We start from the raw sequence: 13,632 nt of genomic DNA, 5'->3' as shown, positions 1-13,632 counted from the left end.
GCCACTTTGAATTCCGGAGGATGATCCGGTCCGAAAAGTCCGCGACTTTCGGGATCATCCTCTGGACGAGGCCCTCGCCTCGTCCATGCGTCAAATATCAGCGGTAGGGCGCATCCAGCGAGATGTTGCGCGCCAGTTCGCGCTCCCACCGGTCGCCATTCGCCAGCAGCCTGTCCTTGTCGTAATAGAGTTCCTCGCGCGTCTCCGTCGCGAACTCGAAATTCGGCCCCTCGACGATGGCGTCGACCGGGCAGGCTTCCTGGCAGAAGCCGCAATAGATGCACTTCACCATGTCGATATCGTAACGCACCGTGCGGCGCGTGCCGTCATTGCGGCGCGGGCCGGCCTCGATGGTGATCGCCTGCGCCGGGCAGATCGCCTCGCACAGCTTGCAGGCGATGCAGCGTTCCTCGCCATTGGGATAGCGGCGCAGCGCATGTTCGCCACGGAAGCGCGGACTGGTCGGCCCCTTCTCGTGCGGATAGTTGATCGTCTCCTTCGGCGCGAAGAACTGGCGCATCGACAGGAAGAACGCGCTGACGAAATCCTGCAGCAGCAGCGATTTTGCGGCCTGGGACAGAGCGGACATCACGCAAACCCCGTGATCTTGAGGAAGGCTGCGGTGGCGATCACCATGAACAGCGAGATCGGCAGGAACACTTTCCAGCCAAGCCGCATCAGCTGGTCGTAGCGGTAGCGCGGCACGAAGGCCTTCACCATCGAAATGCCGAAGAACACGAAGCAGACCTTCAGCACGAACCAGATGACGCCCGGCACCCAGGTGAAGGGCGCGAAGTTGAAGGGCGGCAGCCAGCCGCCGAGGAACAGGATGGTGGCCAGCGCGCACATCAGCACGATGGCGACATACTCGCCCAGGAAGAACAGCAGGAACGGCGTCGACGAATATTCGACCATGTGGCCGGCGACCAGCTCCGATTCGGCTTCGACCAGATCGAAAGGCGGACGGTTCGTCTCGGCCAGCGCCGAGATGAAGAAGATGATGAACATCGGAAACAGCGCCAGCCAGTTCCAGTCGAGGAAGGTGTTGGGCAGGCCAAGCCGCGTACCAAGCCCATCATGCTGCGACAGCACGATATCGCTGAGGTTGAGCGAGCCGGCGGTGAGCAGTACGGTGACGATGACGAAGCCGATCGAGACTTCGTAGGACACCATCTGAGCCGCCGAACGCAGCGCGCCGAGGAACGGATATTTCGAGTTGGACGCCCAGCCGCCCATGATCACGCCATAGACCTCGAGCGAGGAGATGGCGAAGACATAGAGGATGCCGACATTGACGTTGGCGATCGCCCAGCCCTGGCTGACCGGAATGACCGCCCAGGCCGAGATCGCCAGCACGGCTGACACCAGCGGCGCCAGCAGGAAGACGCCCTTGTTGGCACCGGACGGGATGACCGGTTCCTTGAAGACGAATTTCAGCAGGTCGGCGAAGGCCTGCAGCGTGCCCCAGGGCCCGACGACGTTCGGACCGCGGCGCAGTTGCACCGCCGCCCAGATCTTGCGGTCGGCGTAGAGGATGTAGGCGACGAAGATCAAAAGCACGACGATCAGCACGACTGATTTCAGAAGGATCAGCAGCGCCGGCAGCACGTAGAAGGAGAAGAAGGTGTCCATGCTTATTCCGCCGCCTGCTTGAAGCCGCTCTTGGCCAGTGCCGAGCATTCCGCCATCACCGCCGATGCCCGCGCGATCGGGTTGGTCAGGTAGAAATCCTTGACCGGCGAGGTGAATGTGCCCTTGTTCAGCCGCCCGCCGAGCTTCGCCACGCCGGCGATGTCCTCGGCATTGCCGGCCGCGACCTGGTCGATGCGGGCCAGATGCGGGTATTCGCCATAGAGCTTGGCGCGCAGCTGCGGCAGCGAATCGAAGGGCAGTTTCTTGCCAAGCACGTCCGACAGCGCCCGCAGAATCGCCCAGTCCTCGCGGGCGTCGCCCGGCGCGAAGCCGGCGCGGTTGGTCTGCTGGACGCGCCCTTCCGTGTTGACGTAAGTGCCCGACTTTTCGGTGTAGGCGGCGGCCGGCAGGATGACATTGGCGCGGTGTGCGCCCGCGTCGCCATGGGTGCCGATATAGACGACGAAGGCGCCACCGGTCTTGCCCATGTCGATCTCGTCGGCGCCGAGCAGGAACAGCACATCGGTCTCGCCCAGCATGCCGGCAACGTTCTTGCCGCCCTCGCCCGGCACGAAGCCGAGATCCAGGCCGCCGACGCGGCCGGCCGCATTGTGCAGCACGGCAAAGCCGTTCCAGTCGGCCCTTGCGGCGTTCACCGCAGCGGCAAGCTTGGCTGCCTGGCCGAGCACGGCCGCGCCGTCGGCACGCGCCAGCGCGCCCTGGCCGACGATGATAAGCGGATGCGTCGCCTTCTTCAGGGTCTGGAAGAACTTGCCATTGCCGTCGGCCAGATCCTTCAGCGAGTCCGGTCCGGCGCCCAGCAGTTCGTAATCATAGCGCGTGTCGCCAATATCGCCGATGACGCCGACCGGCAGATTGCCGACCCGCCAGCGCTTGCGGATGCGGGTGTTGAGCACCGAGGCTTCGAAGCGCGGATTGGCGCCGATGATCAGCACCGCATCCGCCTGCTCGATGCCTTCAATGGTCGGGTTGAAGATATAGCTGGCGCGGCCGAGCGCCGGATCGAGCGCGGCGCCGTCCTGGCGGCAATCGATGTTCCTGGAGCCGAGCGAGGCCATCAAGAGCTTCAGCGCATAGATCTCCTCGACCGCGGCGAGATCGCCGGCAATAGCGCCGATCCTTTCGGGAGCCGTCTTCGACACCTGCTCCTTGATCGCGGCGAACGCTTCGGCCCAGCTTGCCTGAACCAGCCTGCCGTCCTTGCGCACATAGGGGCGGTCGAGACGCTGCGTGCGCAGGCCGTCCCAGATGAAGCGGGTCTTGTCGGAAATCCACTCCTCGTTCACCTGCTCGTTGACGCGCGGCAGGATGCGCATCACTTCGCGGCCTCTGGAGTCGACGCGGATCGCCGAGCCGACGGCGTCCATCACGTCGATGGATTCGGTCTTGGTCAGCTCCCACGGCCGTGCCTGGAAGGCGAAGGGCTTGGACGTCAGCGCGCCGACGGGGCAGAGATCGATGACATTGCCCTGCAATTCCGAGGTCATCGCCTGTTCAAGATAGGTGGTGATCTCGGCATCCTCGCCACGGCCGATCAGGCCGAGCTCGGAAATGCCGGCGACTTCCGTGGTGAAGCGGACGCAGCGCGTGCAGTGGATGCAGCGGTTCATCACCGTCTTGACCAGCGGGCCGATATACTTGTCTTCGACGGCGCGCTTGTTCTCGTGATAGCGCGAGGAATCGACGCCGAAGGCCATCGCCTGATCCTGCAGGTCGCACTCGCCGCCCTGATCGCAGATCGGGCAGTCCAGCGGATGGTTGATCAGCAGGAACTCCATCACGCCTTCCCGGGCCTTCTTGACCATCGGCGTGTTGGTGAAGATTTCCGGCGGTTCGCCGTTCGGGCCGGGGCGCAGGTCGCGCACGCCCATGGCGCAGGAGGCCTGCGGCTTGGGCGGCCCGCCCTTGACCTCGATCAGGCACATGCGGCAATTGCCGGCGATCGACAGCCGCTCATGGAAGCAGAAGCGCGGCACTTCCGCGCCCGCGTCTTCCGCCGCCTGCAGCAGCGTGTAGTGGTCGGGTACAGTGATCTCTTTCCCGTCGACCTTGAGCTTTGCCATTCGCTTCAAACCCCTGCGGATTTCCCGCAATCTCATTTCCCGGGCGCGACAGACGCGGCGCCCGGCATTTCATTCACTTCTTCTTCGTGGACAGCGCAGCCGCCTGGGCAGTCCAGTCGTCGCGGCCGATGCGGCCGTTGAACGACAGATAGTCGTCGACCCAGGCGATCTCCTGCGGCGACCAGGCGGCGATCTGGGCGAACGTCCAGATACCGAGCCCGTTCAACACCTTTTCCAGCTTCGGGCCGATACCCGGTATCGCCTTGAGGTCGGACGGTTTCTCCGGCTTCTCCATCGCCTTGGGCTGCCTGAAATCCTCGGGAAGCAATACATCGGCGGCCTCGCCCGCTGCCGGAGCGACGTCCACCACCGGCGCCGTGGTGGCGGCTTCCTTGGCGGCGATGTCGGTGACCTCCTGCGCGAAGGATTGCGCCTTGGCAATCAGGGTCTTCGCCGTCGCCCGCGCTTTGGTGGACGATGAGTTCGCGTCCTCGAATTGCTCGACACGCGCCTCGAAATCCTCGATCAGCGGCTGCATGAGGCGCTGTGATGCCTCGGCCGCCCCCGAAACCGCGCCCAGCCACACGCCCAACGCATGATTGGCGAGCCCCATGCCAAGCGCCGACATTGCCGCAGCACCCGCGACAGGGTGCACGAAAAGGTTGACGGCACTGGCCATCTCCTTCGGCATCATCCTGGTCAGGTCCTGGTTCATCTTCTCGAGCTGGTCCAAATTGGGCATCATTGGGTAGGGTGTCGAATACGCCGCCATAGAGTTCTCCTGGTCGTTCTTCGTTCGCCCCGCCCCGTTCTTCTCGTCCCGGGCTTTCGCCCGCATCAAAAGTTTCTTCTATTCCGCCGCCACCATCACCGGCTCGGCCCGGTGCGCGTTGCGCGAAAACTCGTCGATGCGCCGCTCCACCTCGCCGCGGAAATGCCGCATCAGGCCCTGGATCGGCCACGCTGCCGCATCGCCCAGCGCACAGATCGTGTGGCCCTCGACCTGCTTGGTGACGTCGAGCAGCATGTCGATCTCGCGCTTCTGCGCCTCGCCGCGCACCAGCCGCTCCATCACCCGCCACATCCAGCCGGTGCCTTCGCGGCACGGCGTGCACTGGCCGCAGCTCTCGTGCTTGTAGAAGTAGGACAGCCGCGCGATCGCTTTCACGACATCGGTCGACTTGTCCATGACGATGACGGCCGCCGTGCCGAGGCCGGATTTGAGGTCGCGCAGCGCGTCGAAATCCATCGGCGCGTCGATGATCTGCTCGGCCGGTACCAGCGGCACCGATGCGCCGCCCGGGATGACAGCCAAGAGATTGTCCCAGCCGCCACGAATGCCGCCGCAATGGGTCTCGATCAACTCGCGGAACGGGATCGACATCGCCTCTTCGACGGTGCACGGATTGTTGACGTGGCCTGAGACGCAGAACAGCTTGGTGCCGACATTGTTGGGCCGGCCGAAGGACGAGAACCAGGCCGCGCCGCGGCGCAGGATGGTCGGCGCCACCGCGATCGATTCGACATTGTTGACGGTGGTCGGGCAGCCATAGAGGCCGACATTGGCCGGGAATGGCGGCTTCAGCCTGGGCTGGCCCTTCTTGCCTTCGAGGCTTTCCAGCAGCGCCGTCTCCTCGCCGCAGATATAGGCGCCGGCGCCGTGGTGCATGTAGACGTCGAAATCATAGCCGGAGGTGTTGTTCTTGCCGATCAGCTTGGCCTCATAGGCCTCGTCGATGGCGCGCTGCAGCGCCTCGCGCTCGCGGATGAACTCGCCGCGCACGTAGATGTAGGCAGCAATCGCGCCCATGGCGAAGCCGGCAAGCAACGCGCCCTCGACCAGCGTGTGCGGATCGTTGCGCAGGATGTCGCGGTCCTTGCAGGTGCCGGGCTCGGATTCGTCAGCATTGATGACGAGATAGCTCGGCCTTCCGTCGCTTTGCTTGGGCATGAACGACCATTTGAGGCCCGTCGGAAAGCCGGCGCCGCCGCGGCCGCGCAGGCCTGACGCCTTCATCTCGTTGACGATCCAGTCACGCCCCTTGGCGACGATGCCGGGCGTGTTGTCCCAGGCGCCGCGCGCCATCGCGCCGGCCAGCGACTTGTCGAACAGGCCGTATATGTTGGTGAAGATGCGGTCTTTGTCCTGAAGCATTTTTCGTCCCTCAGACCGGCTTCTTGCCGAAAACGCGGATGTATTCGGCAACGCCGCCCTTGGCCAGCGCCTTGGCCTGCTTGACCCAGTCGTCGCGCTCGATGCGGCCTCGGAAATTGAGATAGCCGTCGACCCATTCGCGCTCCGCCTTCTTCCACGAAGCGACCTGCGCGAAGGTGAAGATACCCAGCGAATGCAGGATGCCCTCGATCTTCGGGCCGACGCCGGAGATCAGCTTGAGGTCGTCGACCGCTGCCGGCCTGTCGATGCCGGCCGGACGGTTCTTGTCCTCCAGCGACGGTTTTGCCGGCTTTGCCGCCGGCACCTTGGCCTCCGGCGCCTTGAAGGCGGTGGCGGGTTCGGCCTTGGCGATCGGACCACTGCGCTGCTTGGAGACCTTCTCGACCTCGGGGGATGCCTTGTTGGCATTGGCCGCCGAATGCCGCGGTGCGGCAACGCTCGCCGCCTTCTCAGTCGCCGGCGCCACCTTGGTTTTCGACGGCGTCTTCAGCGCTGGGCTGGTCTCAGGCGCGTCGGTTTTCGGCTTGCTGGCATTCGATGGCGCGACAGGGGCGGCGGCAGGTTCCGGAACAGGCGCCGCGATGATCGCGCCGGGCGCCGCCTTGGCGGCCTTTGCGGCTTCCCTGGCTTCCCGGTCGCGGGTCGATTTGAGGATCGCCTTTTCGCTCTTCAGCGTGGTGAGGCCGGAAGCCGGCTCCGAGCCGGTGCGGCCATTCTGCGGTCCCGGCGCCACTGAGGCGCCCTTGCCGGCGTCGTAGAGATCGATGATCTCGACCAGCCGTTCCGGCGTCAGGTCCTCGAACGTATCCTTGAAAATCATCACCATCGGCGCGTTGACGCAGGCGCCCAGGCACTCGACCTCCTCCCACGACAAGGTGCCCTTGTCGTTGGTGTGGAACTGGTCATGATGGATTTTCGAGCGGCAGACATCCATCAGCGCTTCCGAGCCGCGCAGCATGCAGGGCGTGGTGCCGCAGACCTGGATATGCGCGCGGGTGCCGACCGGGTTCAACTGGTACTGCGTATAGAAGGTCGCGACCTCGAGCCCGCGGATCCGCGGCATGTCGAGCATGTCCGAAATCGTCTCGATCGCCGCCTTCGTCACCCAGCCTTCCTGCTCCTGCGCCAGCATCAGGAGCGGGATGATCGCCGACTGCTCGCGGCCCTTCGGATACTTCTTGATCCATTGCTTCGCGGCAGCCGCGTTCGCCCGGTTGAAGGCGAAGGAGGCTGGCTGGACGCTGGCTTCTGCGAGACGGCGGACTGACATTGCGATTCGCTTCTTATGTTTCTACTGGGCGGAGCTATAGGCGCGATAGCAATCCTCGGATCGCCGTAACACGCATACGAACTCTTCATTTCCACGCTTCAAGCGGACGTATTCGTCATAACGGTCATTCCACCATGTTACGTGTCCGCAATCGCGACGCCGAGCCAAGCTCGGCACCTCTGCGACCAAGGTCCTCTCACTCTTGCAACTGGATTGCTCCGGCGGACCGAGTACAAAAATTCCAGAATCCAGAAGCACATCGCCACCGAATTCGCGCACTGTGAGCAGATCGCCTTCCGCTACCAGCTTGAACCCCTCCTTGAGAAGATCCGTCGACGACAGACCATCACCGGATCCAGCAAGGGACGCTTCAGCGGAAGCGGCAAGGCAAGCCGCCGCTAGAAACGCTTTGGATGGCCGGAGGGCTCCCATCATCACCGATCGACCTCACCAAACACGATGTCGAGGGAACCGAGAACGGCGGTGACGTCGGCCAGCATGTGGCCGCGGCAGAGGAAATCCATGGCCTGGAGATGTGCAAAACCCGGCGCGCGCAGCTTGCAGCGGTACGGCTTATTGGTGCCGTCGGAGACCAGATAGACGCCGAACTCGCCTTTTGGCGCCTCGACGGCCGCATAGACTTCGCCGGCCGGCACGCGGTAACCCTCGGTGTAGAGCTTGAAATGGTGGATGAGCGCTTCCATCGAGCGCTTCATCGCCGCGCGCTTGGGCGGCACGACCTTGCCGTCGAGGTTCGACACCGGCCCCGTGCTTTCCTTGCCGAGCAAAAGATCGACGCACTGGCGCATGATCTTCGCGGACTGCCGCATCTCTTCCATGCGCACGAGATAGCGGTCGAAGCAGTCGCCGTTCTTGCCGATCGGAATGTCGAAGTCCATTTCCGAATAGCATTCATAGGGTTGCGACTTGCGCAGGTCCCACGGTGAGCCCGAACCACGCACCATGACGCCGGAAAAGCCCCAGGCCCAGGCATCGGCCAGCGAGACAATGCCGATGTCGACATTGCGCTGCTTGAAGATGCGATTGCCGGTGAGCAGCTTGTCCAGATCATCGATCGACTTCAGGAACGGGTCGATCCACTTGCCGATGTCCTCGACCAGTTGGCGCGGCAGGTCCTGGTGCACGCCGCCGGGGCGGAAATAAGCGGCATGCATGCGCGAGCCGGAAGCGCGCTCATAGAACACCATCAGCTTTTCGCGTTCGACAAAACCCCACAGCGGCGGCGTCAGCGCGCCGACGTCCATGGCCTGCGTCGTCACATTGAGGATGTGCGACATGATGCGGCCGATCTCGCTGTAGAGCACGCGGATCAGCTGGCCGCGCCTCGGCACCTCGATGCCGAGCAGGCGCTCGGCGGCGAGCGCGAAGGCATGCTCCTGGTTCATCGGCGCGCAATAATCGAGCCGGTCGAGATAAGGCACCGCCTGCAGGTAGGTCTTGGCCTCGATCAGCTTTTCGGTGCCGCGGTGCAAGAGCCCGATATGCGGATCGACGCGGTCGACGACTTCGCCGTCCAGTTCGAGAACCAACCTCAAAACACCATGTGCTGCAGGGTGTTGAGGTCCAAAGTTGATGTTGAAGTTACGGACGGAGGTTTCAGCCATTTACTGCTTTGCCTTCTCGTCGCCCGGCAGCACGTAGTCAGTACCTTCCCACGGCGACAAAAAATCGAAATTGCGGAATTCCTGCTTGAGCTCGACCGGCTCGTAGATCACGCGCTTGGCTTCGTCGTCGTAGCGCACTTCGACGAAGCCGGTCAGCGGGAAATCCTTACGCAGCGGATGGCCTTCGAAACCGTAATCGGTCAGCAGGCGGCGCAGATCCGGGTGACCCGAGAACAGCACGCCGTAGAGATCGTAGGTCTCGCGCTCGAACCAGTCGGCGCCAGGATAGACACCGGTGATCGACGGCACCATCGTCTCCTCGTCCGCCTGCACCTTGACGCGGATGCGCACGTTCTGCTTCGGCGACAACAGGTGATAGACGACATCGAAGCGCTTGGCCCGCGACGGATAGTCGGCGCCGCAGACATCGATGATCGAGATGAACTGGCAGCGCGCATCGTCTCGCAGGAAGCTCACCACCTCGATCAGGTTTTCCGGCTCGACGTGAACGGTGAGTTCGCCATAGGCAAACACCGCGTCGCTGAAGCGGCCAGGCAGCTTCTCGCCGAGATAGGTCGACAGTTCGCTCAATGAAGCAGCCATGGATTTACCGTTCGATCGTGCCGGTGCGGCGGATTTTCTTCTGCAGGAGAAGGATGCCGTAGAGCAGCGCTTCGGCGCTCGGCGGACAGCCGGGCACATAGATGTCCACCGGCACGACGCGGTCACAGCCGCGCACCACCGAATAGGAATAGTGGTAATAGCCGCCGCCATTGGCGCAGGAGCCCATCGAAATGACGTAGCGCGGCTCCGGCATCTGGTCATAGACCTTGCGCAGCGCCGGCGCCATCTTGTTGGTCAGCGTGCCGGCGACGATCATGATGTCGGACTGGCGCGGAGAGGCGCGCGGCGCAACGCCGAACCGCTCCGAATCATAGCGCGGCATCGAGGTGTGGATCATCTCCACGGCGCAGCAGGCAAGGCCGAAGGTCATGAACATCAGCGAGCCGCTGCGTGCCCAGGTGATCAGCGCCTCGGTCGAAGTGACCAGAAAACCCTTGTCGGCCAGTTCGTTGTTGATTTCGAGGAAGAAGGGATCATCCTGCCCCACCGGTTTGCCGGTGTTGGGATCGATGATGCCCTTGGGCTTCGGCGCGACGAGGGTGCCTGAACTGTCGTTCAATCCCATTCCAGCGCTCCTTTTTTCCATTCATAGGCAAAGCCGATGGTCAGCACTGCCAAAAACACCATCATCGACCAGAAGCCGAGCATGCCTATCTTCGAGAAGGACACGGCCCACGGGAACAGGAAGGCCACTTCCAGGTCGAAGATGATGAACAGGATCGACACCAGATAGAAGCGGATGTCGAATTTCATGCGGGCATCGTCGAACGAGTTGAAACCGCACTCGTAGGCGGAAAGCTTTTCGGGATCGGGGTTGCGGTATGCCACCAGGAACGGCGCGACCAGCAGCGCCAGGCCGACGACCAGCGCCACGCCGATGAACAGGACGATGGGCAGGTACGAACTGAGAAGTGCGTTCATGCAGCGGCTTTCCGTTGGCGCCAATCCATTTTGATTACAGCACCGGACCTTAATGCGGAAGCGTGACAGTTTAACCGCTGAACCGTTTTAAGGAGCCTATGCTGCAACGCGGCGAGGGTTAGCGCAGCACTTCCAGCGAAGCAAGTCAAACCTTGTTCAAAACACCGAGCTGGACGGCATATCCGGCGAAACTGGTCCGATACGCTCCTGTTTGATTTCCTTCTCTTTTTACTCCACTTTTCTCTCCTGACATGGTTGCCGCCGAAACCCTGCTAGCATGGGCTGGAATCACCCATCGGACCCCTCGGTCAAATCACCTCAGAGTGGCGCTTGAATGAAGGAAAAGATCTCGCTTGCCACGGCCCGGCGCATCGCGCTCGCGGCTCAAGGGTTTCTCGATCCCCGCCCCTCCGGCACGCCCGACCGCCGCCATTTCGCCCGCGTTCTCTCCCGTACCGGCCTGCTGCAAATCGATTCCGTCAGCGCGGTGGTGCGTGCTCATTATATGCCGCTCTATTCGCGCCTTGGCCCCTATCCCCTGGCTCTGCTCGACAACGCCGCCGTCACCCGCAAGCGCACGGTCTTCGAATACTGGGCGCATGAGGCCTCGTTCCTGCCGGTCGAGACCTACCCGCTGATGTGCTGGCGCATGCAGCGCGCCGAACAAGGCGATGAAATGTATCTGGGGCTGGCCAAATGGGGTCGCGAGCACGCCGCCTACATAGAAGAAATCTACCGCCAGGTCGTCGAGCGCGGCCCGATCGCCGCTTCGGCGCTAGAAGGCCAGAAAGGCTCCGGCGGCTGGTGGGGTTGGAGCCACGCCAAGCACGCCTTCGAATGGCTGTTCTGGGCCGGGCGCATCACCACGGCGCATCGTCGCGGGTTCGAGCGCTTCTATGACCTGCCCGAGCGCGTGCTGCCGCAGGCGATCCTCGACCTGCCGGTGCCGGCCGCCGAGGACGCGCACCGCGAATTGCTGCGCATCTCCGCCCGCGCCCACGGCATCGCGACATCAGGCGATTTGCGCGACTATTTCCGCCTGTCGCCGGCCGACATGAAGGGCCGGCTGGAGGAACTGGTCGAGACCGGCGAGCTGCTGCAGGTGCGCGTCGAAGGCTGGGACAAGCCGGCATACCTCCATAAGGACGCCCGTCTGCCGCGCAGGATCGAGGCCCGCGCCTTGCTGGCGCCGTTCGATCCGGTCGTCTTCGAACGGTCGCGCTCGGAGCGGCTGTTCGATTTCCACTACCGCATCGAGATCTACACGCCGGCCGAAAAGCGGCAATACGGCTATTACGTCCTGCCGTTCCTGCTCGGCGACAGGATCGTCGCGCGCGTCGACCTCAAGGCCGACCGGCCGGCAAGTATCCTGCGCGTCCACGCAGCCTACGCAGAATGCAATGCACCGCCAGAAACCGCCGCCCAGCTCTTCGAGGAACTGAAGCAGATGCAGGGCTGGCTTGGCCTTGAGCGCATGGAAGTGACGCCGGCTGGTGATCTGGGCCAGCCTCTCGCCGACATCGCCGTGTCGTAACCTGCGTTGACACAACTCCCCGCAAGAGCCTAAATCCGGTCCAGACGGTCCCTTGCCCGCAACGGCAGGGGCTAAGAGGGAATGCGGTGAGGGATTTCGATCTCAAATCCGCGGCTGTCCCCGCAACTGTAAGCGACGAGCCAAGGCCGAAAGCCACTGGGAGTTCCCGGGAAGGCGGCTACCCAAGGCGATGACCCGCGAGCCAGGAGACCTGCCGTCTGCGACAAGATAATCCGATCGCCTGGCGGGTTTTCCGGGCAAGGAGCCAGATTGGAACGCAACAGCAGTTTCCCGGCTGAGACAGCGGACGTATTGCCCAGCGAGCGTGGCGTCTTGGCCGGCGTTACCGTGATCGTCTGCGCCTCCTGTCGTGACGAAACCGGCTCCGACGCCCATCCCCGCGCCGGCGAACTGCTGGCACAAGACACGCGCCGCGCCGCATCGGGCGAAGATATCCGCATCCGCACGGTCGAATGCCTCGGCAATTGCAAGCGTCGCCTCAGCGCCGCCATCCTGCGCGACGGCTGCTGGAGCTATGTGTTCGGCGATTTAACCCTGACCAGCGGCACCGACCTTGTCACAGGCGCAAAGCTCTTCGCCACTTCGACCGACGGCCTCATCCCGTGGCGTGGCCGGCCCGATAGCCTCAAGCGCGGCCTCGTTGCCCGCATCCCTCCCCTCGACATGCTGAAGGACTAACCATGACCGCTCCGGATTCGTCCGCCAACCTCTCCCGTGTTCCCTGCACCGTCGTCACCGGCTTCCTCGGCGCCGGCAAGACGACGCTGGTCCGTCATCTCCTGGAAAACGCCGGCGGCAGGCGCATCGCCATCATCGTCAACGAGTTCGGCGACATCGGCATCGACGGCGAAATCCTCAAGGGCTGCGGCATCGACACCTGTCCGGAGGAAAACATCGTCGAACTGGCCAATGGCTGCATCTGCTGCACGGTGGCCGACGATTTCGTGCCGGCGCTCGACCAGATCCTGTCGCTGACGCCGAAGGTCGACCATATCCTGATCGAAACCTCGGGGCTGGCTTTGCCCAAGCCGCTGGTCCAGGCTTTCCAATGGCCGACGGTGAAGAGCCGCGTGACCGTCGACGGCGTCATTGCCGTGGTCGACGGCCCGGCGCTGGCCGAAGGTCGCGTCGCCAACGACATGGACGCCCTGCAGGCGCAGCGCGCCGGGGATGACAGCCTCGATCATGACGATCCGGTCGAGGAAGTGTTCGAGGACCAGATCGCCTGCGCCGACCTGATCATCCTGTCGAAGAGCGACCTGATGGACGCCGCCGGTTCGGCCCGCGCCAACGCCATCATTGGCGAACACTCCGCTCGCGCCGTGAAGATCGTGCCGACCTCTCATGGCAAGGTCGATCCCTCCGTACTGCTCGGGCTCGGTCTCGCCGTCGAGGATGACATCGAGAACCGCAAGTCCCATCATGACGGTGCATTCGACCACGAGCATGACGATTTCGACACGTTCATCGTCGACATTCCCTCGATCGCCAATCCGGACGAACTGGCAAAACGCGTCGCCGCCGCCGCCGAACAGGAAAACGTGCTGCGTGTGAAAGGCTTCGTCGAGGTCGGCGGCAAGCCGATGCGGCTCCTGCTGCAGGCGGTCGGCCCGCGCGTCAATCATTACTATGACCGCGCCTGGACCACCGAGGACGACCGCCGCTCACGCCTCGTCGTCATCGGCCTCAAGGGGCTGAACCGGCCGGCGATCGAACGTATACTCGCCGGCTGATTTTCAGGCACG

13 protein-coding genes and 1 riboswitch are annotated in these 13,632 nt (G+C 63.4%); of the genes, 3 read left to right on the top strand and 10 right to left on the bottom strand.

The genetic code is table 11. The annotated features are described in order from the left end of the window. Window positions 1-97 precede the first annotated feature (97 nt). The 10 genes from nuoI to JT360_RS17430 all read right to left on the bottom strand — a co-directional run bounded on the left by nuoI (window position 98) and on the right by JT360_RS17430 (window position 10,332). Entirely contained in the window at window positions 98-589 is a 492-nt protein-coding gene (gene nuoI, locus JT360_RS17475) for an NADH-quinone oxidoreductase subunit NuoI (RefSeq protein ID WP_214472907.1), read from the bottom strand. Further along, on the bottom strand, window positions 589-1,632 hold the full coding sequence (gene nuoH / locus JT360_RS17470; protein WP_214472906.1) for an NADH-quinone oxidoreductase subunit NuoH: 1,044 nt from the start codon (window positions 1,630-1,632) through the stop codon (window positions 589-591). Before nuoH ends, nuoI begins: the two co-directional genes overlap by 1 nt. A 2-nt stretch (window positions 1,633-1,634) precedes the next feature. Beyond that, window positions 1,635-3,716: an NADH-quinone oxidoreductase subunit NuoG gene (gene nuoG, locus JT360_RS17465; protein WP_214472905.1), complete on the bottom strand. Its 2,082-nt coding sequence runs from the start codon at window positions 3,714-3,716 to the stop codon at window positions 1,635-1,637. 73 nt (window positions 3,717-3,789) lie between these two features. Next, window positions 3,790-4,488: a helix-hairpin-helix domain-containing protein gene (locus JT360_RS17460; RefSeq protein ID WP_214472904.1), complete on the bottom strand. Its 699-nt coding sequence runs from the start codon at window positions 4,486-4,488 to the stop codon at window positions 3,790-3,792. 78 nt (window positions 4,489-4,566) lie between these two features. Next, on the bottom strand, window positions 4,567-5,871 hold the full coding sequence (nuoF, locus tag JT360_RS17455; protein ID WP_214472903.1) for an NADH-quinone oxidoreductase subunit NuoF: 1,305 nt from the start codon (window positions 5,869-5,871) through the stop codon (window positions 4,567-4,569). Window positions 5,872-5,881: 10 nt separating this feature from the next. Further along, a complete protein-coding gene (locus JT360_RS17450; protein ID WP_214472902.1) occupies window positions 5,882-7,162 on the bottom strand; it encodes an NADH-quinone oxidoreductase subunit E in 1,281 nt (426 codons plus the stop codon). A 434-nt stretch (window positions 7,163-7,596) separates the two neighbouring features. Further along, complete coding sequence (locus JT360_RS17445; protein WP_214472901.1) at window positions 7,597-8,787, bottom strand: NADH-quinone oxidoreductase subunit D; 1,191 nt, start codon at window positions 8,785-8,787, stop codon at window positions 7,597-7,599. Continuing rightward, a complete protein-coding gene (locus JT360_RS17440) occupies window positions 8,788-9,390 on the bottom strand; it encodes an NADH-quinone oxidoreductase subunit C (protein WP_214472900.1) in 603 nt (200 codons plus the stop codon). A 4-nt stretch (window positions 9,391-9,394) separates the two neighbouring features. Next, window positions 9,395-9,976, bottom strand: coding sequence for a NuoB/complex I 20 kDa subunit family protein (locus JT360_RS17435; RefSeq protein WP_013894808.1), 582 nt, complete (start codon window positions 9,974-9,976; stop codon window positions 9,395-9,397). Then, window positions 9,967-10,332 (bottom strand): NADH-quinone oxidoreductase subunit A, encoded by a 366-nt coding sequence (locus JT360_RS17430; RefSeq protein ID WP_006335683.1) that lies wholly within the window; start codon window positions 10,330-10,332, stop codon window positions 9,967-9,969. The genes JT360_RS17435 and JT360_RS17430 overlap by 10 nt, the downstream gene beginning before the upstream one ends. A gap of 334 nt (window positions 10,333-10,666) precedes the next feature. On the opposite strand from JT360_RS17430, the gene JT360_RS17425 reads away from it, so the two are divergent. The 3 genes from JT360_RS17425 to cobW all read left to right on the top strand — a co-directional run bounded on the left by JT360_RS17425 (window position 10,667) and on the right by cobW (window position 13,620). Further along, the gene (locus JT360_RS17425; protein WP_214472899.1) at window positions 10,667-11,866 is read left to right on the top strand and encodes a winged helix-turn-helix domain-containing protein; all 1,200 of its coding nucleotides are present in this window, start codon (window positions 10,667-10,669) and stop codon (window positions 11,864-11,866) included. A 28-nt stretch (window positions 11,867-11,894) separates the two neighbouring features. Beyond that, window positions 11,895-12,099: riboswitch (cobalamin riboswitch) on the top strand. 37 nt (window positions 12,100-12,136) lie between these two features. Beyond that, window positions 12,137-12,565, top strand: a complete 429-nt coding sequence (locus JT360_RS17420; protein WP_214472898.1) for a DUF1636 family protein — start codon at window positions 12,137-12,139, stop codon at window positions 12,563-12,565. Window positions 12,566-12,567: 2 nt separating this feature from the next. After that, window positions 12,568-13,620 (top strand): cobalamin biosynthesis protein CobW, encoded by a 1,053-nt coding sequence (gene cobW, locus JT360_RS17415; RefSeq protein ID WP_214472897.1) that lies wholly within the window; start codon window positions 12,568-12,570, stop codon window positions 13,618-13,620. The last annotated feature ends 12 nt before the right edge of the window (window positions 13,621-13,632 follow it).

It is taken from the genome of Mesorhizobium sp. dw_380, from assembly GCF_018588885.1.
Classification (GTDB): Bacteria; Pseudomonadota; Alphaproteobacteria; order Rhizobiales; family Rhizobiaceae; genus Mesorhizobium.
This window is presented reverse-complemented; position numbering and strand designations above follow the sequence as displayed.

What these genes read in the sequence shown, in the direction of transcription:
- nuoI (WP_214472907.1), bottom strand. Translation starts at nt 589, where the DNA reads ATGTCCGCTCTGTCCCAGGCCGCAAAATCGCTGCTGCTGCAGGATTTC.
- nuoH (WP_214472906.1), bottom strand. Translation starts at nt 1,632, where the DNA reads ATGGACACCTTCTTCTCCTTCTACGTGCTGCCGGCGCTGCTGATCCTT.
- nuoG (WP_214472905.1), bottom strand. Translation starts at nt 3,716, where the DNA reads ATGGCAAAGCTCAAGGTCGACGGGAAAGAGATCACTGTACCCGACCAC.
- JT360_RS17460 (WP_214472904.1), bottom strand. Translation starts at nt 4,488, where the DNA reads ATGGCGGCGTATTCGACACCCTACCCAATGATGCCCAATTTGGACCAG.
- nuoF (WP_214472903.1), bottom strand. Translation starts at nt 5,871, where the DNA reads ATGCTTCAGGACAAAGACCGCATCTTCACCAACATATACGGCCTGTTC.
- JT360_RS17450 (WP_214472902.1), bottom strand. Translation starts at nt 7,162, where the DNA reads ATGTCAGTCCGCCGTCTCGCAGAAGCCAGCGTCCAGCCAGCCTCCTTC.
- JT360_RS17445 (WP_214472901.1), bottom strand. Translation starts at nt 8,787, where the DNA reads ATGGCTGAAACCTCCGTCCGTAACTTCAACATCAACTTTGGACCTCAA.
- JT360_RS17440 (WP_214472900.1), bottom strand. Translation starts at nt 9,390, where the DNA reads ATGGCTGCTTCATTGAGCGAACTGTCGACCTATCTCGGCGAGAAGCTG.
- JT360_RS17435 (WP_013894808.1), bottom strand. Translation starts at nt 9,976, where the DNA reads ATGGGATTGAACGACAGTTCAGGCACCCTCGTCGCGCCGAAGCCCAAG.
- JT360_RS17430 (WP_006335683.1), bottom strand. Translation starts at nt 10,332, where the DNA reads ATGAACGCACTTCTCAGTTCGTACCTGCCCATCGTCCTGTTCATCGGC.
- JT360_RS17425 (WP_214472899.1), top strand. Translation starts at nt 10,667, where the DNA reads ATGAAGGAAAAGATCTCGCTTGCCACGGCCCGGCGCATCGCGCTCGCG.
- cobW (WP_214472897.1), top strand. Translation starts at nt 12,568, where the DNA reads ATGACCGCTCCGGATTCGTCCGCCAACCTCTCCCGTGTTCCCTGCACC.